Origin of the sequence: Sporomusa aerivorans (assembly GCF_041428895.1) — a bacterium.
Taxonomy (GTDB): domain Bacteria; phylum Bacillota; class Negativicutes; order Sporomusales; family Sporomusaceae; genus Sporomusa; species Sporomusa aerivorans.
This window is the reverse complement of sequence record NZ_CP156926.1, coordinates 5,172,459-5,192,380: the sequence shown is the minus strand read 5'-3', so window position 1 is coordinate 5,192,380 and position 19,922 is coordinate 5,172,459. Positions and strand designations below refer to the sequence as shown.

Annotated in this window: 17 protein-coding genes; 14 read left to right on the top strand and 3 right to left on the bottom strand. The window is 50.2% G+C overall.

All coding sequences use genetic code 11. The features are described 5' to 3' along the window. Positions 1 to 11: 11 nt before the first annotated feature. The 3 genes from SATMO3_RS24860 (at position 12) to SATMO3_RS24850 (ending at position 2,555) form a co-directional block, all read left to right on the top strand. Positions 12 to 704 carry a class I SAM-dependent methyltransferase gene (locus SATMO3_RS24860; protein WP_371372731.1) on the top strand — a complete coding sequence of 231 codons (693 nt, stop codon included), beginning with the start codon at positions 12 to 14 and terminating at the stop codon, positions 702 to 704. Between the two features lie 2 nt (positions 705 to 706). Then, positions 707 to 1,666, top strand: coding sequence for a hypothetical protein (locus SATMO3_RS24855; protein ID WP_371372729.1), 960 nt, complete (start codon positions 707 to 709; stop codon positions 1,664 to 1,666). Positions 1,667 to 1,817: 151 nt separating this feature from the next. Further along, positions 1,818 to 2,555, top strand: coding sequence for a class I SAM-dependent methyltransferase (locus SATMO3_RS24850; RefSeq protein ID WP_371372727.1), 738 nt, complete (start codon positions 1,818 to 1,820; stop codon positions 2,553 to 2,555). 357 nt (positions 2,556 to 2,912) lie between these two features. On the opposite strand, the gene SATMO3_RS24845 is transcribed toward SATMO3_RS24850, so the two are convergent. The 3 genes from SATMO3_RS24845 to SATMO3_RS24835 form a co-directional block, all read right to left on the bottom strand. Next, the gene (locus tag SATMO3_RS24845; protein ID WP_371372725.1) at positions 2,913 to 4,487 is read right to left on the bottom strand and encodes an AbgT family transporter; all 1,575 of its coding nucleotides are present in this window, start codon (positions 4,485 to 4,487) and stop codon (positions 2,913 to 2,915) included. Positions 4,488 to 4,524: 37 nt separating this feature from the next. Then, positions 4,525 to 5,736, bottom strand: a complete 1,212-nt coding sequence (locus SATMO3_RS24840) for a M20 family metallopeptidase (RefSeq protein WP_371372723.1) — start codon at positions 5,734 to 5,736, stop codon at positions 4,525 to 4,527. Between the two features lie 331 nt (positions 5,737 to 6,067). Continuing rightward, the gene (locus tag SATMO3_RS24835) at positions 6,068 to 7,390 is read right to left on the bottom strand and encodes a GTP cyclohydrolase (RefSeq protein ID WP_371372721.1); all 1,323 of its coding nucleotides are present in this window, start codon (positions 7,388 to 7,390) and stop codon (positions 6,068 to 6,070) included. A 650-nt stretch (positions 7,391 to 8,040) separates the two neighbouring features. On the opposite strand from SATMO3_RS24835, the gene nikA reads away from it, so the two are divergent. The 11 genes from nikA (at position 8,041) to SATMO3_RS24780 (ending at position 19,884) form a co-directional block, all read left to right on the top strand. Further along, a complete protein-coding gene (gene nikA, locus SATMO3_RS24830; RefSeq protein ID WP_371381792.1) occupies positions 8,041 to 9,654 on the top strand; it encodes a nickel ABC transporter substrate-binding protein in 1,614 nt (537 codons plus the stop codon). A gap of 26 nt (positions 9,655 to 9,680) precedes the next feature. Further along, positions 9,681 to 10,622 (top strand): nickel ABC transporter permease subunit NikB, encoded by a 942-nt coding sequence (gene nikB / locus SATMO3_RS24825; RefSeq protein ID WP_371372719.1) that lies wholly within the window; start codon positions 9,681 to 9,683, stop codon positions 10,620 to 10,622. After that, positions 10,619 to 11,464: a nickel ABC transporter permease subunit NikC gene (nikC, locus tag SATMO3_RS24820; RefSeq protein WP_371372717.1), complete on the top strand. Its 846-nt coding sequence runs from the start codon at positions 10,619 to 10,621 to the stop codon at positions 11,462 to 11,464. The genes nikB and nikC overlap by 4 nt, the downstream gene beginning before the upstream one ends. Before the next feature lie 21 nt (positions 11,465 to 11,485). Continuing rightward, positions 11,486 to 12,325 (top strand): ABC transporter ATP-binding protein, encoded by an 840-nt coding sequence (locus SATMO3_RS24815; RefSeq protein WP_371372715.1) that lies wholly within the window; start codon positions 11,486 to 11,488, stop codon positions 12,323 to 12,325. After that, positions 12,300 to 13,157 (top strand): ATP-binding cassette domain-containing protein, encoded by an 858-nt coding sequence (locus SATMO3_RS24810; RefSeq protein WP_371372713.1) that lies wholly within the window; start codon positions 12,300 to 12,302, stop codon positions 13,155 to 13,157. The genes SATMO3_RS24815 and SATMO3_RS24810 overlap by 26 nt, the downstream gene beginning before the upstream one ends. A gap of 72 nt (positions 13,158 to 13,229) precedes the next feature. Beyond that, positions 13,230 to 13,784, top strand: coding sequence for a GNAT family N-acetyltransferase (locus SATMO3_RS24805; protein WP_371372711.1), 555 nt, complete (start codon positions 13,230 to 13,232; stop codon positions 13,782 to 13,784). Positions 13,785 to 13,887: 103 nt separating this feature from the next. Continuing rightward, complete coding sequence (gene nagA, locus SATMO3_RS24800) at positions 13,888 to 15,039, top strand: N-acetylglucosamine-6-phosphate deacetylase (RefSeq protein ID WP_371381791.1); 1,152 nt, start codon at positions 13,888 to 13,890, stop codon at positions 15,037 to 15,039. Between the two features lie 131 nt (positions 15,040 to 15,170). Beyond that, the gene (locus SATMO3_RS24795; protein WP_371372709.1) at positions 15,171 to 16,235 is read left to right on the top strand and encodes an HD-GYP domain-containing protein; all 1,065 of its coding nucleotides are present in this window, start codon (positions 15,171 to 15,173) and stop codon (positions 16,233 to 16,235) included. A gap of 548 nt (positions 16,236 to 16,783) precedes the next feature. Next, positions 16,784 to 18,145, top strand: a complete 1,362-nt coding sequence (locus SATMO3_RS24790) for an MATE family efflux transporter (protein WP_371372707.1) — start codon at positions 16,784 to 16,786, stop codon at positions 18,143 to 18,145. Next, positions 18,142 to 19,059: a DMT family transporter gene (locus tag SATMO3_RS24785; RefSeq protein ID WP_371372705.1), complete on the top strand. Its 918-nt coding sequence runs from the start codon at positions 18,142 to 18,144 to the stop codon at positions 19,057 to 19,059. The genes SATMO3_RS24790 and SATMO3_RS24785 overlap by 4 nt, the downstream gene beginning before the upstream one ends. Positions 19,060 to 19,098: 39 nt before the next feature. Next, the gene (locus SATMO3_RS24780; protein WP_371372703.1) at positions 19,099 to 19,884 is read left to right on the top strand and encodes an AraC family transcriptional regulator; all 786 of its coding nucleotides are present in this window, start codon (positions 19,099 to 19,101) and stop codon (positions 19,882 to 19,884) included. Positions 19,885 to 19,922: the final 38 nt, after the last annotated feature.

Sequence of the window (19,922 nt, the reverse complement as noted above, 5' to 3'; positions counted from 1 at the left end):
GGGAGAAAAACATGGTACAAACAGACAAGCTTTATGATGTATGGTGGCAAAACCGCGCCGAAGGCGAGCAGCAAATGGAAAATAGTCACTTAAGCGGCTGGCAGGAGGTGATTGGCTTAATTCAGGAACAGGATCTTACCAACATGGCTGTACTGGACTTTGGCTGCAATCAGGGAGGGTTTTTACGGCACTTATATAAAGTGAAGCCGTTTAAAGAAGGTATGGGTATTGACCTGGCGCAGGAATCCATTGCGGTTGCCAATGCCCGCAAAGGGGACCTGCCGCTGACTTATCTGGCAACCACAACGCCGGAGCAGTTTGCCAGCCGGTTTGACCTGGTTATCAGCCAGGCCGTCATTTATTTGATTAAAGACCTGCAAACCCACGCCTGGAAAGTAAAACAACTGTTAAAACCGGGCGGCGTGTATTATGCCACTTACACGGACATGAACGGCAATCCCAGCCTGGCGCATTTTACCGAGTGGATTAACCGGAACAGTCTGGTAGAGTCCAATGCCCATACGCTGGACTTCATTGCTGAAACGTTTGCGGCCGAAGGCTTCAAGGTTGAGATTCAGCGCCGCCGCCGCCAGGGGTTTATTGATCTGTCCCGCGAGGAGGACGGCTTCTTGTGCATTGCCGACAGGCTGAAGGCAACCTATGAAGAGGCTTATATCTTCCGGTTTGTGCTGACGGAGAGATAAGTGTGAACCTGTCATTAGCCTTAAACGATGTTTTGACCATGTGGAAGATAGCCTTGCCGGCCATGTTTATCGGCTGCTACTGCGGGGTTGTGCTGCGAACCGGCAAATTTTTCACCTTTTTCAGCAAAGTCACGCGGCCCTTTACCGCGTTAGGCAAATTGCCGGACTCATTAGGGCCCTTTTTTATCCTGTGCCTGTTAAACCGGTTTGCGGCCAATGCCATGCTGGCCGAATTCGGCAAAAGCGGCGCTGTCGGCAAAAATACACTGCTGGCTGTATATCTGATGGGATCGCTGCCGACAGGTATTTACTTTACTGCTTTTTACTTCAGTCCGATTTTAATTTCCTCGCTGGGATGGTGGCTGGGGGCGGCGTTTATTGCCATTAATGTCGGCTTAAGCACTCTGGTTACCGTCATCGGCTTTGTCTTAAACCGGCTGCTTGCGCCGCAGGCGGACAGCAGTTGGGAGGAGGATTCAGTAAAAATATGCAAAACAACGGCCGAGAAAACAGACCTAGTGGCGGCAGGAAAGAAAGCCTGTAAACAGTTCTGGGACATTGCCGTCGTTTTTATACCGGTTACGCTGGTCTTCGCCGTCCTGCTGCGTACCGATCTTATGAAGGAAATCATCGCCGGTCTTGATCCTTTCCTGCGCTGGTTTAATCTTACGGCCGCCGGGGTGCTGGTCATCGTTGCCGGTATTCCTACACTGATTGCCGCCATTGGCGTTGCCGGCACGCTCTTACATAGCGGTGCGCTGGCGCAGCAGGAGGTCATCTTTGTTTTGTTGTTAGCTTCGTTTTTTCATAACATTTACTACGGTTTTTCTCAGGTCATGCCTGCCAATCTGTCTATTTTCGGCGCTAAGACGGGTTTTGCCGTTACCGCTGCGGGGACCGGCATTTATCTGGCCATGGTGGCCGCAGGGGCCGGTATTGCGCTCTATCTGCGTGGCAGCTGACAAATGAGAAGACAGAATGTTTGTTTATACATAATTTAGAAAAATATCAGGCCAGGCAAACCGGAGGCTTCCCTGGCAGCGGTGCAGAGAGCGGCTAAGGCGGCCTATATCTACGAATTATTGCCGGGCTGCCGGGAGGCTAGGAGAAATTTTGCAAAAACTAGAAGCAATTAGAGATTACTGGACTTTGCGGGCTGACGGATTTTCGGCCGGCAACCAGGATGAATTAAATGGTGAGGCAAGAATTGCCTGGCGGGATGTTCTGCGAAAAAATGTTCCGGCCGGTGAAAACTTAAAATGTCTGGATATAGGCTGCGGTCCTGGTTTTCTGTCCATTCTTCTGGCAGAGTGCGGGTATGAGGTAACCGCAGTGGATTACACCGAAAAAATGCTGGAACGTGCCCGGGAGAATGCGGCGGCGGAAGGGGCTGCTATCCGCTTTCTGCGTATGGATGCCCAAAGTATGGACTTTCCCGATAACAGTTTTGATTTTATCGTCTCCAGAAATCTGGTATGGAATTTAGAAGAGCCGGAGAGAGCATATCTGGAATGGCTGCGGATTCTAAAACCTGAAGGAAGACTGGTAATCTTTGACGGGAACCATTATTTATATCAGTTTAATCAGGATTACCTGGAAGAAAGACGGGCAGAAGGTTATCAAGACGGTCATAAGGCGGAGTATATACAAGGAGTCAGTACGGCTATCATGGGTGAGATAGCGAGAGAACTGCCCCTGAGCAGGCTGGAGCGGCCACAGTGGGATTTGAATTTTTTAATCGGAGCAGGCGTTAAAAGGGTGTGCGCCGATCTCGTTCGCAAAGAATTTCTTACCTCAGAAAAAGTAAAGAAATCCATTGTCAAGTCCTTTACCATATGTGCTGATAAATAATCGGTGAAATAATAAAAAAACTGACAGCAATGACTGAAGTTGACCGGCAGGAGATTCAGGTGACTTTACCGTTACCGGCGAATAGGTAGAAAACAATCATGACAAATTGCCGTCAGGCGCTCAAAAACATGGCTACTGGGGCCGGGTGCAATGGACAGGCATCACCCGGGCACCTTGATAATCTCCGGCGGTAATGGCTCTGGCGACTACAAGCCATTCTATCATTTGGTTACCAACATTAGATTTTAGCAGAAAACAGAGACCGTTCCGGTGGCGATCCCGGAACTATATCATTACGCGGAATGCCCTGTCAGTAAAAGTAACTGTCAGGGCATTCCGCGTAATTCAAGTGTCAGCCTATTTGATAAAAATGCTTGCGCCAGGACCCAGCGGCAAATCAAGGAACATAAACACCAACAGCCAGAGAGTCCAAACGACCAGGAACGAGAATGCATAAGGAATTTGTGTCGCCATGAGCGTTCCCATACCCGCGTCGGCATTTTTTGTATACTTGGCCATAATCCCCAAAATCACCGGCATATAATAGTTCAACGGTGAAATGCCATTAAGACAGCTTTCGCCAACGCGATACGCCGCCTGCGTCAAAGCCGGCTGGAAACCCAGTAGTCCAAACATCGGTACAAAGATGGGCGCCATAAACAGCCATTTGGCCGAACCGCTCATCATAAACAAGTCGACGAAGGCACATACGGCAATGAAAGCAATAATTAGCGGAATACCGGTGAAATGAATATCCTGCAGCAGGCCGGCTCCTTTTACGGCAATTACGGTAGCCAGATTGGTTTTGTTAAACCAGGCGATAAACTGTGCGGCGGCAAAGGCGGTAACAATAAAGCTCATAGCGCCGTTCAGGCCCTGCAGTAAGTATTTGGGAATATCATCGCTGGTACGGATAAGTCCTTTGCCGATCCCAAACGCGGTGCCGGTGGAAACGAAAAAGAAGAAGAGCAGGGGAATCATCCCGGACAGCAACGGCGAATTCGGTACGAGCGCCCGCGTAGTCGGATTGCGCAGCAAGCCGGTTTCCGGTACAGTCAGCGCCAGTACCAGCCCAAAATAAACAAGCGCCGTACAGCCGGCATATTTCAAACCTTTTAGCTCTGCCGGCGTCAAAGCGTTTTCATCGTCCGATTTGCTTGCCGACAAGTCAATGCTCATATCAGCTAAGCGCGGCGCTATTACTTTTTCGGCGACAATGGTACCGACGATCGTCAGAATGACAGCTGAGGAACTCATGAAATAATAATTAATCAATAAATGGGTGGGGGAAGACGCGGTTTGCGGTATATTGCCGATGGCGGTGGCTGTAATACCGGAGAGCAGGGCATCTGTGCCTGTCGGTACAAAATTGGCGCTGAAGCCCGCGGCTGTAGCCGCAAAAGCAACGGACATTCCCAAAATGGGATTTCGGCCCATGCTGGCAAAAATAGCGGCGGCCGTCGCCGGCATAATAACCATGGCCGCGTCTGAAGCAAGGTGGGCCATAATCGACATGAAGAAAACCGCTGCCGTAACCGCCCAGGAAGGAACCCCCAGCAGAACCTTGCGAACTACAGCGCCAATTAAGCCGGTGGCTTCCGCCAGACCCATCGCCAGCATCATGGTGACAACCAGACCTAAAGGGGGAAAGTTAACAAAGTTTTTTACAATATTTTCGAGTATATACCGAAATCCTTCGGCATTCACCAGGCTGATCACTGTGACCGGTACAGATTTACCGGTTTTGTCGATAATCGATACGGCAGTGCCCTCAAGAACTACGGAAAAGATGAGAACGAGTACCGACAGCATTGCAAACAGAATAAACGGGGCCGGGAATTTGTTACCAACGATTTCAACCATATCCAGAAACCGCTGGAAATAACTGCGTTTTTCTTTAATTGGTAAGCTTGGTTGCGTTCCGGCTGACATGCAAATACCTCCTGCTTAATATTTTTATAATAGCGAATTACTTCGCATTATTTTCCTCACGCCGCCGGCTTACCATCGTCAAAGCCGACAAGGCCGTTTCCTCCAGGATTTGCGCCCCGATAAGCAACGCCCGCTCATCCATATCAAAGCTGCCATTGTGCAGATACTTTAACTCGCTGTCTTTAATGCCACAACCCAACATAAAATACGCGCCGGGGATCTGCTGCGTATAATAGGCGAAATCTTCCGCCCCCAGATTGGGTTTGATGTCCAGCAGAATGTGCTCACTTTTAAGCAGGCGGCTGGCGGTCATAATGACCACACTTGCTTCATCCGCACTATTGTGCAGGCACGGATAGCCGAATTGGTAATCGAGCTGGAAGGTACCGCCATAGCCCGAGCAAACGCCGGTAATCATCTGCCGCATTTTTTCGGGAATTGTTCGCCTTATTTCTTCATTCAGCGTGCGAACAGTGCCCTCCAGCGTCACCTCCTTTGCAATGACGTTGTAGCGCTCGCCGCCGTGAACAGTACCGACAGATATGGTGGCCGTCTCCCGGGGATCCAGCTGACGGTGGATAATCCGGCTCAGCGCATTTAAAATGTCGGCGGTCATTGCGATGGCGTCATTGCCTTCATGCGGCGACGCCGCATGGGCTCCTGCGCCGAAAATCCGAAGGGTAAACCGGTCGGAGGAGGCCATGATCGCGCCCCGGCGGATACCGATAACACCGCAGGGAAGCTCCGGCCACATGTGAAGGCCGAAAATGGCGTCAACTGCCGGAGTTTCCAGCACACCATCCTTAATCATAGAAGGCGCGCCGCCGTGCGGAGCTGCTTCTTCCGCCGGCTGGAAAAAAAGTTTAATTGTCCCGGACCATTTGTCGCGGCCTTGCTGCAAAGCCTCAGCCGTTCCCAGCAACACGGCCATGTGTCCGTCATGCCCGCAGGCATGCATGACGCCTGGCTTGGTGGATTTATAAGCGACGTCATTTATTTCCTGGATTGGCAAAGCATCCATGTCCGCTCTCAGAGCGATGACACCGCCCTGAGAGCGCCCCTCAATCGTGCCTAAGACACCGGCATGAGAGGAGAATGTACGGGTATGGATTCCCATTTCCCGGAGTTGCTTCACCACAAACTCCCTGGTTTGATATTCGTCGCCGCTCAGTTCCGGATAGGCATGAAAGTGGCGGCGCCATTCAATCATCCTGGTTAATGGATAGGGCAATAAAGATTGATTTACCACAGGGTCACCTCGCCCGGATTTTTAAATATAATGCAAACTTTAGCACTTGAATTAACATAACTTTTTCCCGGAGGAATTTCTGACAACATCGTAACATATTTAATTTCGGTCCTAAATTTGAAAAATGAGATAAACACGAGATGGGATTTTATGCACTGTAATAATCATTATCATTAAGCTTTTGTGGGTTTTGCTCCCCAAAAGAAATAACCGTCGTCACTGCTGCTCAGAACTATGAGCAGCGGTGGCGGCGGTTATTAACATTCGTATATCACGTATAAATATTTAAGGCTACCCGGTATTAATATGTTACGGACATAAAAAATTCCTTTTATTTCAAGATGCGGTCACCGACAAAACAATAAATTTTGCGTGGCCGCCCCCGTTCAGAAGCTTCTTCGCCGCAGTATTGAACCAATCCCGCACTTTGCATTGTATTTATAATCCGGCGGGCACTGCGGGAAGTAATGTCCAAATAAGCGGCAAGTTCGTCCACTCTGATCGCCGAAGATGCCACTTTTTCCATAAAGTCCGCCAAACGGTCAAGCGTTATAGGGCTGATCTGCAGCAACTTAGTCCAGGTTTTGCGCTTGGCTTTGCCTTCACCCACCGGATACCTCAGATAGGCAACTGTATTGAGCGGTCCAATTGCCACGTGTTCGTCGGTGATGATCATCCATTGGCCGGCTCCTTGCCGGCGTGCCAGACCGTGCGCCAAATGCGCATTCTCTTCCGCTTGATAGGCAGTGGCGCCAAACCCGATACCGCCACTGACGTGCACACGTAATTTTTGCATTATTACATCCAAAACAGGCAATACCGTAAAATCTCTCGTTAATTCGGCGATTCGTCCCCTGGTGGTAAATACGATGTATTGCCCGCCGCCTTGCGAAATTATCGAGCCGCCGATCTGTTGGGCGAAATCGATAAGAATTTCATACAGTCGGACCTCTATACGATTTACGTCATAGCTGGAGTTAGCCCCCCGCACCAAATTCCCGTAGCCGTCAATGGCAACATGGGCAACTGCAATCTGAGCTTCCAGAAAACGTATGCTTTCCGCTACCCGTGCCGCCGCATCCAATGAGGCCCGAATGCTGTCCCTTGTCGGCCAGATGCGAAAAGCGGGAATGCCCAGGGCGTTCAATTCTTCACTAGTTTGATGAAAGCAGGTTACGGCAGCCTGTATTTGTCCTTTATTCCATAGATCACAGTGAAACGAGGTCAATTCAGAGGCGGAAATGACGCCCTCGTAGTGTTTAATATAAACGGGCGGCATAGGCTGACCGATATCACGGAAAGTCTCCTCAATTTCCCAAAGGCTGAACGTGTCGAAACTGATATGTTCCAAAGATTTGCCGGTCTGATGAGTAATTTGCACAAAAATACGGTAAAGGCTTGAGCCTGTGTGGGGAATATGCAGCAGCGGCTTTGTCCAGCGGGGAACGCTCAAGGCATAGTTATAAGGAACTATCCCGGAAAAAAGAAAAATATCGGCGTCTTTGGCCCTTTGGCTCAAAATGATTGGTACTTCCGCCGCCTCCCGATAGATAATCGGCACTAAAACAAATATTTCTTCTTTTTGCCGTGCCACAGACAGAATCAACTCTACGGAGTCAGCCGGTCCAATAATAGCTAACCGTTGTCGCGTCATAATCGCTCCTATAGCATATTGAGAGTAGCCAATAAAGATTTACACGCCGATAGCGAGGTAAGCCCATAGTTGAGTGTCGGCGTCGGAGCGTTACTCACTGCCTCAGATAAAATCTTTATTGAATTTCATAGTTCTATTTCGCATCCTACTTTAAAATTCCTTTCGCATTTTACATGAATTGTCACATGTTGTAAATGTTTGTGAAATGTATATGGAGTAATATCTGTACTGGGAGTACTTGGTGCTTATTAATTTGCCAGGCAAAGATAGATAAATTTTTCACTATTTACAAAACGAGGATAACATTGTACAATTATTCTGAAATGGAGTTAAGAAAACTCCTTGTGAGCGTAATTTAAAATATTATTAGAATAAAAGAACGATAAACAGGCATGAAGCCGCTCAGGACGTGAAGTCCCCGTGGTTTTTCATGCCTTTTTTTGTTGTAAAAATAGAAAAGGCAGGCTGGCTGTAGTAGTCAATGCCTTGGCCGGATTGGATATCAGGTTAGATGGCGTAGATTTTTTTCAATGCAAGGCGATGACAACGACGCAGTGCGGAAAAATGCGCTAGCTAGGCCAAAAGGTTAGTCCGGTCAAGACACTGGGTTTGGCATAAATAAAAATAATAAGGAGTGGTAGCAGTTGGCAGTGGCAGCAAAACAGTTTCATAAGTTTAAAAAGTATGCAGTATTATTCATTTCTCTGGTTCTCATAGTTAGTATGGCAGCTGGCTGTGGTTCGCAGTCAAGTCAGTCGCCGGCTAAAGAAAAGATCCTGAATTTTTCCTGGGCCAAAGACATTGGCCCTTTAAATCCGCATCTGTATAATCCCAACCAAATGTTTGCGCAGGCCTTGGTTTACGAAGCGCTGGTACAGTACAGCGCCGACGGCAAGATTATCCCCTGGCTGGCCGAGAGCTGGACAATCTCGCCTGACGGCAAGGAATATATATTTAAGCTGCGCAAGGATGTAAAGTTTTCCGACGGCACTCCCTTCAACGCCGCCGCCGTCAAAAAGAATTTTGACGCCGTGCTGGCCAACAGCAAGCGCCATGACTGGCTGGCGTTTATCAGGCAAATCAAAGAAACCCAGGTTATTGACGACACCACCTTCAAACTGGTGCTAAAAGAAGCCTACTATCCTGTACTCCAGGAATTGGCCCTCATCCGGCCTATCCGTTTCCTGGCGCCTTCCCAGTTTCCGGATAGCGGCAATACCGGCGAAGGCATCAAAAAGCCAGTGGGTACCGGCCCCTGGGTATTAAGCGAGTATAAGCAGGGCGAAGTGGCTGTATTTGTCCGCAATGAGCATTACTGGGGGCCCAAGCCCAAGGTCGACAAGCTGATCGTAAAAATCATTCCTGACAGCGAATCCCGGGTAGTCGCCTTTGAAAAGAAAGAACTTAATCTGATCTACGGCAACGGCAGCATCAGCCTGGATGCCTTCAAACAACTGCAGCAATCCGGTAAATATGAAACCAAATTATCTGAGCCGCTGGCAACCCGGGTGATGGCTATCAATTCCAATAAAGGCGCGACTAAGGATCTTAAAGTCCGCCAGGCAATTCAGCATGCCTTTAACAAAGACGCCTTTGTTAAAGGGATACTCTTCGGTACCGAGTTAAAGGCCGATACCTTGCTGGCCCCGAACTTCCCGTATTGCAATCTGGGCTTAAAACCTTACGAGTATAGCGAAACCCAGGCCAAAGCCCTGCTGGAAGAGGCCGGCTGGAAAGAAGTGCCGGGTAAGGAGTTTAGGGAAAAAGACGGTCAGGTGCTTGAACTGGAAGCCTGTTTTGTAAGCACCGACGCTATCCAGAAATCGGTTGGTGAAGTCCTGCAGGGAGACTTAAAGAAGATCGGTATCAAAGTTAAACTCACCGGCGAGGAAGAGGGAGCCATTGGCGAACGCCAGAAGAGCGGCAATTTTAATCTGATTTACAGCGATACCTGGGGGGCTCCCTATGATCCGCATTCGCTGGTTGGGTCGATGCGCGAACCGGCCCATGCCGATTACCAGGCTCAGGTGGGCCTTCCCATGAAAGCAGACATCGACCGGCTGGCTTCCGAAGTTCTCGTAAGCACCGACGAAGCCAAACGGCAGGAAATGTACCGGCAAATCTTTACGACGCTGCACGAACAGGCCGTATATCTGCCGCTGTCCTACCTGACAACCATTGCCGTATATCCGAAGAATGTTACCGGTGTTACCTTTATGGGCAGTCAGTATGAGATTCCGTTTGCCGGTATGGATGTCCAGTAATTTTTAGAATAGAAGAGGTAGGCTGTATGGTTAGTTATGTTGTCAAACGCCTGCTTAGCCTGATACCTGTACTTGTCGGCATATCGTTTATTACCTTTCTCATTTTACGCCTTACGCCGGGTGACCCGGCGGAGGCGTATTTGAGATTATCACAGATCCCGCCGACGGAAAGCGCAGTGACGGCAGTCCGGGCCGAACTCGGCCTGGACCGCCCTCTGCCGGTTCAGTACTGGGATTGGCTGGTAAAGGCGCTAACGCTCGATTTCGGCAAATCTTATGCGACCCATAGGCCGGTGTGGGATGAAATGCTGCTGTTATTGCCGGCCACGGTGGAACTGGCAGGTGCTTCACTGGTAATTACCCTGGCGCTCAGTATTCCCATGGGTATCTTTTCCGCCCTCTATAAAGACGGCTGGTTTGATAATTTCTGCCGCCTGCTGGCCTTTACCAGTGCGGCTACGCCTAACTTCTGGCTGGGATTTATGCTGATGTATTTTTTTGCGTTGAAACTGGACCTGTTACCCACCTTGGGGCGGGGTTCCTGGGAACACTTTATCTTGCCGGCGCTCACCTTGTCCTTCAGCTATATTGCCACTTATATACGCTTGCTAAGAACCAGTATGCTGGAGAATCTCGACCAGCCGTTTGTGCTGTATGCCAGAGCAAGAGGCCTGGCCGAAAGCCGGATTATCGGCCGGCATGTCCTCAAAAATGCCCTGCTGCCGGTGGTGACGGCATTGGGTATGAGTATCGGGCATTTGTTGTCCGGGTCGGTGATTGTGGAGAGTGTGTTTTCCTGGCCGGGGATTGGCCGGTTTTGCGTATCGGCTATTTTGAACCGGGATTATCCGGTAGTACAGTGTTTTGTGCTCTTAATGGCAGTAGTGTTTGTTGTCGCCAATTTGCTGGTGGATATTGCCTATGCGTGGCTTGATCCGCGGATTCGCCTGAAAGGGGAATCTTCATGAGGAGTATGGCCATAGCTTTTTTTCGGAAGTTTGCGATCAGACGTACTCTGGTGGCGGTTGGTCTAACAATTATAATGTTTAATATTGTATTGGCCGTTTTTGCACCGGTTTTGGCGCCGCATGATCCCAACGAGGTTTCTTTGGTACGAAAATTAATGCCGCCTGATAGCAGCTACCCTTTGGGAACAGATCATCTTGGCCGCTGTATTTTGTCCCGGCTCATGTACGGGGCGAGAGTTTCCCTGGGAGCAGCCTTCGCCGTTATGTCGGTAACGCTGGCCATCAGTACCGTGGTCGGCGCTGTTGCCGGCTTTGCCGGCGGCAGGGTGGATGCGCTTATTATGCGGATCTGTGATATATTTCTAGCTTTCCCGAGTCTCATTCTGGCGTTGGCTTTAGTGGGATTTATGGGTCCGGGCCTGCCGAATGTGGTCCTGGCTATGGCTTTGTCCCAGTGGGCCTGGTATGCCCGGATGATCCGGGGCATGGTGCTCAGTCTGAAGGAAAGAAATTATGTTCTGGCGGCCAAAGTGGCCGGAACCGGGCCAGCCGCCATTATTGCCAGACACATTTTACCTAACATTCTGCCGCAGATTGCCGTGCTGGCAACACTGGATGTCGGCTGGGTTATCCTCCATATTGCCGGGATGTCCTTCTTAGGGCTTGGAATTCAGCCGCCTACGCCCGAGTGGGGCGCCATGATTAATGACGGCCGGCAGTTTCTGCGGGGTTATCCGTCGCTGATGGCTTACCCGGGAATGATGATTCTGAGTGTTGTGATGGCCTTTAATTTACTGGGTGATGCCTTGCGGGACATGGTTGACCCCAAGCGAAACGGCTAGTGAGAAAGGGTGGAGGTTATAATGAAGCAGCCGCTGCTTGCGGTGGAGAATCTGGAGGTTGCTGTGAGAAAGCAGGATCGGTTGCTGCCTATCGTACGCAAGCTTACCTTTCAGATAGCTAAAGGCGAAATATTTGGACTGGTCGGCGAGAGTGGCTGCGGCAAAACCATGACCTGTATGGCCATCCTCAATCTTTTGCCGGCCGGTATGATAAGGACAGGCGGACAGATCCACTTAGCCGGTAAAAGTCTTGACAACCTTACATCCGGCCAGTGGCGGGAGCTGCGGGGGGACAGGATGGCGCTCATTATGCAGAATCCCATGAGCGCCCTGGATGCCATCCGGACGATTGGCGACCATTTTGTGGAGACTTTACTGGCTCACGGCAAAACAGACATCCGGGCAGCCAGAATTATGGCTGAGGAGTACCTGACAAGAGTAGGCCTGCCGGATGCCGGGTTACTGCTCTCTCAATATCCGTTTGAATTAAGCGGCGGCATGTTGCAGCGGATTACGGTGGCCATTGCCCTGGCCCAACAACCCGATCTGATTATTGCCGATGAGCCGACTACGGCCCTGGATGCCACATCGCAGGTTCAGATTCTTGATTTACTGGCTGAGGTGCGGCGGGAATTTGGCACCAGTATTCTGCTTATCTCCCATGATCTTGGGGTAATTGCCCGTTTGGCGGATTCGGTGGCTGTCATGCAGGGCGGTCAAATTGTGGAACAGGCGCCGGCTGCCGAACTGTTTGCCCGGCCGCGGCATGCGTATACTGAGCTCTTGCTGAATGCGCGCCGCAGTATCAATTTACCACACAAACGGAGGGGCGCCGATGGCAGCAGCACAAATGCTTCTTGAACTACGGGGCGTAAATAAGCATTTTCATGGCGGCGGTATTTTCAAGCAGGGCAGGAAAGTACAGGCCACCCGGGACGTATCCCTGTCGCTGGCGGCCGGGGAGTGCCTTGGCCTTGTCGGCGAAAGCGGTTCAGGCAAGAGTACTCTGGGCCGGATTATTCTTGGCATTGAAAAGCCGGAAGCCGGCGAGGTTCTTTTTCAGGGCGTCAATTTGTACGGTAAGGATAAAGCGGCTGTCCGGAACGTCCGGCGTGATTTGCAGGTGGTGTTTCAGGACTGCTTCAGCTCGGTGAATCCCCGTCTGACAGCCGGCGAGAGCATTGCCGAGCCGCTAAAAAATTTTACCGGCTTAAGCTACCGGAAACAGCTGCGGTCAGTTGGCGAACTTCTGGAGCTTGTGGGGCTTAGCGCCGAAGATGCCGCCAAGTATCCGCATCAGTTCAGCGGCGGCCAGTTGCAGCGGGTATGTATCGCCCGGGCTATTGCCTTGAGACCCAAGCTGATTGTGCTGGACGAAGCGGTCAGCAGTCTGGACGTACTGGTACAGTCTCAGATCTTGGCATTGCTGTCCGGTTTACGGCAAGAGCTTAACATGTCCTATGTTTTTATCTCCCACGATCTGGCAGCCGTGGCCCATCTGGCTGACCGCCTGGCCGTTATGCACGCCGGCGGAATTGTGGAAAGACTGGATACTATGGCAGATATTCATAGCCTTAGCCATCCGGTGTCCAGGGCTCTGCTAGCCGCGGTGCTGCCGCCTGAGCCGGCAGGCTGTACCCGGAAGCAGGAGTTGGCGGCGGAAAACCTGGCGGCGGCCGCGCAGACCAAATAATTTCAGCCAGCGGTCAGAAATTTTCTGAAGTTGCCATGGCATGTAAGTTAGCGAGCCGCGAAGGTATGTTAAATGAAGCTAAGCAATATGCAGAAGGAGCGGTTGTCAATGGAACTTATCCATAAAAGCTGGACCATTCGCAAGCTAACGGCCGATGATGTTTCCCAGGCGCTTGCTTTCATAATTCCGATGCTACATGAAGTCTATCCGAATATCCCCGATGTTGCCGTCCGCTGGGATCTGTCCCATATGGCGGAGGCGTATACCCAGGAGGCCAGGTCGACCATGTTTGCCGCCTTTGACCAGGACGGAAGCGTTGTCGGGACAATAGCCATCCGGCCATATGATGATAGAATTGAACATGTCAAAGGCTGCTATGATGTAGACAGGACGGCAGAGCTGTCCCGCTGCTATGTCGCTGGCTCTTTGCGCCGGCAGGGTATCGCCGGCACGCTCGTTGCGGCCATTGAGGATTATAGCCGGCAGGTGGGCTATACCGCCATTTGCCTGCACACCCACCGGTTTTTACCGGGAGGATATCCTTTCTGGTTAAGCCGGCAGTATAATAACAGAGTAATCGGCCAGGACGACTTAGACACTGTATATATGGACAAAGCACTGGGGTAGTACTCTATGAAGGCCAATCATACCGCCTGACTGCGAAAATTGTGAATCCTGCCGGAGTAGCTTGGCAGGGCTTCTTTTTTCCGGGGCGAATGTTATACAAGAGGTGCTGCTGTTGAAAGCCATATATAATGCAAAAATCGTTACAGCATCAGGTGTGCTCGAAAAACATGCTGTTGTCTATGAAGATAAAATAATTGACATTGTACCGGAAGCCAGACTGGCGGCCTATGCGCCGGCCGAAAAAATGGATGCCGGCGGCCATTACCTGGCCCCGGGATTTATTGACCTGCACATTCACGGCTGTGCCGGCGCCGATACCATGGATGAAGAGGAAGATGCGCTGGCGGTGATGAGTAAGGCTTTGCCGGCAACCGGAGTGACCGCGTTCTTGCCGACTACTATGACTATGCCGTTTGTATCGGTTGCCGCCGCTTTAAGCCGAATCAGGGCCAGCATGGGCTCAGGTCAGGGGGCCAAGATTCTGGGATGCCATCTTGAAGGCCCGTTCATCAGTGCAGAGTACCGCGGTGCACAGGATGCCCGCCATATTTTAAAGCCGTCTTACCGTAAGATTGCCGATTTTGCCGATGTAATAAAAATTGTCACGATAGCTCCCGAACTGCCTGCCAGTCTGAGTTTTATCCGGCAGGCGGCAAAAGCAAATATTGTTGTTGCCATTGGCCACAGTGCGGCCGGTTATGAGGAGTTGCTGGCCGCCATTGAAGCCGGTGCATCCCATATTACCCACACCTTTAATGCGCTGGCAGTCCCCAACCACCGCCAGCCGGGAATTTTAGGAGCGGTTACCGACAGTCTGGCTACCTGTGAGCTGATTGCAGACAACATCCACGTGCATCCGGCCATGCAGCGCCTGCTGGTCAAGCTGGCAGGCGGTGAACGGCTGGTTCTAATTACCGACGCGATGCGGGCCGCGCTCATGCCTGACGGCAATTACGATTTAGGCGGGCAACAAGTCAGGGTGGCAAACGGGACAGCCCGGCTGGAGAGTGGTGTTATTGCCGGCAGCGTGTTAACCCTTAACCGGGCGGTAGCTAACTTCTGGCAAACATCGGGCCTGCCGCTGCATGAAGTACTTGCCATGGCAACGCGTAATCCGGCCCGGAAACTTGGGCTGGAAAGGGAAAGAGGCAGTATTGCCCCCGGGCTGGCGGCGGATATGGTGGTGTTTGACAACGACATTACTCCTATTGAGACTGTTATAAAGGGAAAAACGGTGTACCGGCGGCTGCTTTAATCTAAGATTAGTCAGAATTATACTGAAAAACCGGCAAAAAGGTAAAGCAACGAGGAATATGAACTGTTTTGTAGAATGTAAATAGTAGGAAAAGACTTTTTCTTTATTAACCAAGTTAGGGGCTGGATTTTGTGAGCCGACGTCGGGTGCAAACCAAGGAACTTCATGCAGGCATGGTTGTTGCCCAGCCAATCATATCCGATTCTGGACAAATTCTGCTTGATCAGGGTTTGCCGCTTACGGAGAACCTTGTGAAAAAGCTCCGGGAGCTGCCAGTTGCTGGTGTTGAAGTAGTATTTCCTGATGAAAAATACAGTCAGAAGCCTTCGTTTTTTAGTAGCTATAGAGAAACACTGGACATGGTAGAGACAACCTTTGAACGGGTCAGGCTGTTTAAAGAGGTGCCGATTGCTGAATGCCGGGAAATTGTCGATAACTACATCGAACTGATGATTAATGTCGTTGATGTGATGGATAGCATTTTTCGCATGAAAAGTCACAACGAGAATGCATTCCGCCATTCGCTCAATGTAGCCATTATCGCCGGTATCCTCGGCAAATGGCTGGGCTTTGCCGGACAACAGCTAAAAGACATAATTCTGGCAGGACTCCTGCACGATATTGGCAAAAGTTTAATCCCCCGGCGTATCCTTGATAAACCGGGCAGTCTTACTAATGAGGAAATGGAAATTGTCAAGAAGCACCCGCAGCAGGGGTACCGGTTTGTACTCGATTGCCAAGAACTTTCCCGGAATGTTAAGCTGGGAATTATGCAGCACCATGAACGGGAAGACGGCACTGGCTATCCTTTTGGCTTACATTCCGGCGAGATCCATGTTGCCGCCAAAATTGTCGCCATTGCCGATATGTACGAGGCGATGACCACGTCAAGTGTATATCATGAAAAAATGTCGCCCTTCGCTGCGCTGGGAGTTATTCTTGAACAAATGTATGAGAAGCTGGATACTAAAATCTGCTATACCTTTATAACCAACCTGAGTAGAACTATGATCGGCAATACTGTATTGCTAAGCGATGGCAAGCGGGCTAAAATAGTATTATTTCATGATCCGCTGAGTCTGAGACCGCTTGTGCAGCTTGAACACGGCGCTATGCTGGACCTGGAGCAAAACGGGGAGTTGACTATAGCCGCTGTCCTGGAAGATACTAAGGCGGAAGGGCGGGCTAATCTCTAAATTGGTGGAGAATTTATGTAAAGTGTCAGAGTGATGTTATCGCGCTGGCATTTTTTATTATCCCAAAGTATATTCCGTAAACTGCCCCCTAGTGACAAAATAGCTGGATTGCGTGCGAAGTTTAGGGGAAGGTTAGGGAAAAAAGGTGACTGGGAGCAGCAGCCTGAAGATATACCATGATATTAAAGCGTGTGTTTATTCCGATCTGGGGCTATATACCGTTGAACTGATTAACAGCAGCCAGGAAGTATGAAACCGCGCACAAGAAAACTATGCTTTAGCTGCCGGTCAGTGGAAAAGAGAGAAATTGCTTCCTGGAGCGGGACTAACTGGACGTGATGCTGAATTGATGTTAATATAATGTTGTAGGAAAGGGCCTGCTCCAGGGGACACAATCCTAGACACGTCCAGTGGGGCTTGGCGCAAACCAAGTCTTTTCTTATCCTGATGTAAAATATCGATTTCTTTTAAGATTAGGGCAACATCGGCTTACGCTTCGCCCAAGGCATGGCGTAAGCCGTGTTTTCTTTACTTTCTGAGGTGAACGGGTGGAACAAACATATTCGCTGCGGTCTAAAACGCGGCAATTTCTGATAATTTTTTTCCCAATATTTATTACGCAACTTTCTATGGCGGCAACCAGCTTTTTTGATACGGTGATGTCTGGCCAGATAAGTCACTATGATTTGGCAGGGGTCGCCATTGGCTCCAATCTGTGGTTGCCAATATTCACCGGCGTCGGCGGTGTGTTAGGGGGAATTACACCGATTCTGGCCCAGCTTCATGGCGCCGGCCGCAAACAGGAGATGCCGTTTCTCGTTGTTCAGGGCCTGTATTTATCGCTCTTTTTTGGATTTATCGTAATTGGCGCTGGCGCGGCTTTGCTGGCGCCGATTTTAAATACGATGAATTTAGAGCCGGCTGTGCACCGGATTGCCTATCACTTTCTGGCGGCGTTAGCCTTGGGCGTCTGTCCTTTATTTCTGGCCGCTGTGCTCAGAAATTTCATCGATTCACTGGGATATACCCGGGTTACTATGCTGATAACCCTGTGTGCCGTGCCTATCAATATCGCTCTCAATTATTTGTTAATTCCGGGTAATTACGGTTTTCCACGATTGGGCGGGGTGGGGGCGGGGTATGCTTCCGCCCTGACATACTGGTGCCTTGTTATCATTAGCATTGGTGTTATTCATTTTATGGAACCGTTCCGCGGCTACCGGATTTTTAGCAGGTTTTCCCGTATTTCTCTCACTGCCTGGCGGGAACTGCTGACGGTCGGACTGCCCATTGGCCTCTCAATTTTTTTTGAGGTCAGTGTTTTTGGTGCGGTAGCCCTACTCATGGCCGAATATGGAACTGCTGTTATTGCCGCCCATCAGGCTGCGATAAATTTTGCCGGCCTGGTCTATATGGTGCCGTTAAGTATTGGTATAACACTGACAATTGTTGTGGGCTTTGAGGTCGGCGCCCGGCGGTATTCTGACGCCAAGGCGTACAGCTATCTGGGGATACAACTGGCCGTTGTTATTGCCGGTCTGGTTGCCGTTGGCCTGTATACTTTTAATAACGGCATTGCCAGCCTGTATACCGAAGAACCCCATGTACATGAACTGATAAGAAACTTTTTGGTTTATGCCATCTTTTTTCAGTTGTCCGACGCCATTGCCGCGCCCATACAGGGAGCGCTGCGTGGTTATAAAGACGTTCGGATTACCATGATAACGGCTGTGATGTCCTATTGGGTGATCGGGATGCCGGTAGGCTATCTGCTGGCAAAGTATACAATACTTCAGGCCTACGGATATTGGGTCGGGTTTATTGCCGGACTGGCGGTTGGCGCAGTAGTACTGCTGCTGAGGTTATTTGGCCTGCATACAAAGCATAAAAATGAAGGAGTATTAACATGAGTTCAGTGAAATCAAACTTACTGCTGTTAGTAGCGGCAGCCATATGGGGCCTGGCTTTTGTTGCCCAGCGGGTAGGCATGGAGCATGTGGGACCCTTCACTTTTAACGGTGTCAGATTTGCTCTGGGCAGTCTGTCGCTGTTGCCGCTGCTCTTTTTCTACCGCAACAAACCCCGTCAAACTGGCGGACAAAATCCGCAAAACGTGGCGCTTGCCGGCCTCATTGCCGGACTTATTCTTTTTACCGCGGCTTCGCTGCAGCAAATCGGGCTTTTGTATACTACGGCCGGTAAGGCAGCCTTTATTACCTGCCTGTATATAGTGCTTGTACCTATTCTGGGCATATTTTTAAAGCAGCGTGTCAGTAACAGTACCTGGCTTAGCTGCGGCCTGGCGGTGGTGGGTTTATACCTGTTATGTGTAAAAGAAAGTTTCACGATTTCGTATGGCGACTTCTTGCAAATGGTTGGCGCTATGTTCTGGGCCATGCACATTTTACTTATTGATTACTATGCCGGCCGGGTAGACGTGTTGAAACTGTCGTTTTATCAGTTTATTACCTGTTCGGTTCTGAGTATGGTAACGGCCCTTTGGTCGGAAAGCATAACCCTGGCAGGTTTAAGCGGGGCCGTGATACCTCTATTGTACGGGGGAGTTTTCTCAGTCGGCGTAGCCTATACTTTACAGGTAATCGGCCAGAAATACTCACCCCCGGCGCATGCAGCCATAATTTTGAGTATGGAAACAGTTTTTGCCACTCTGGGCGGCTTCCTGCTGCTTGACGAACGCTTGGGCTTGCAGGAATTGACCGGCTGTGGTCTGATGCTGACGGGCATGCTTCTAACCCAGTTACAGAGTGTTCCGTCTGGGGCGGCGGCGGAAACGGCTGAAGGAGCAGGCGGAAAAATGGGCTGACAAATAACCGTTTTTTTGTGAATGCGGAGGTGTAGTTCGATGGGGGTTGAGTTTTACCGGGATGCAGACGTGCCTTTTTATGAATTGAAGCTGTGTGATGTTGGCGGCCTTGCCTATAAAAAGCATACGCATGAAGAGTATTCTATCGGCGTGGTGGACAGCGGGAAAAGCTCTTTTTGGTGCGAGGGCAAAACCCTGGAGGTAAATCCGCGGACAATTGTTATGATACCCCCGGGGTTGGTGCATTCCTGCAATCCCGATCTTAAAAGCCGCTGGAAATATAAAATGCTTTTTGTTGAGGAGAATTGGCTGCGGCTATTCTTGGCCAACCGGAAAATAGCCGCTTTTCATCGGCCGCTTGTCAGTGACCGATCAGATTATCCGGTGTTGCACGGTCTCCTAAAGCAGTTGACGGCGCCGGCAAGCCCGTTGGAAAAGGAAGCCGGTATCCTGGAATTTTTTGAGCAGGCCTTGCAAGGCCTGGAAAGTGCCGGAACGCGCGGCGGGACAGAACTGCCGAAGTTGAGGCTGATCAAAGAGTATCTACATGGTAATTATCAGAAGAAAATCACGTTGGCTGAACTGGAACAGGTGTCAGGGCTCAATAAATTTAATATTATTCGGTCCTTTAAAGAAGAGTTTAGTATACCGCCCCATACCTATCAAACTTTACTAAGAATCAATCTGGCAAAAAAATTACTGCGGCAGGAGCGGCAGATTGTGGAAGTGGTATGTGAAACCGGTTTTTATGATCAGAGTCATTTCAATAAAGTGTTTAAGAGTCACACCGGGGTAACTCCCGAAAAATACCGGAAGCTGAAATAGAATCAATTTTTTACAAGACACCCGGTGGCTTTGCTGGT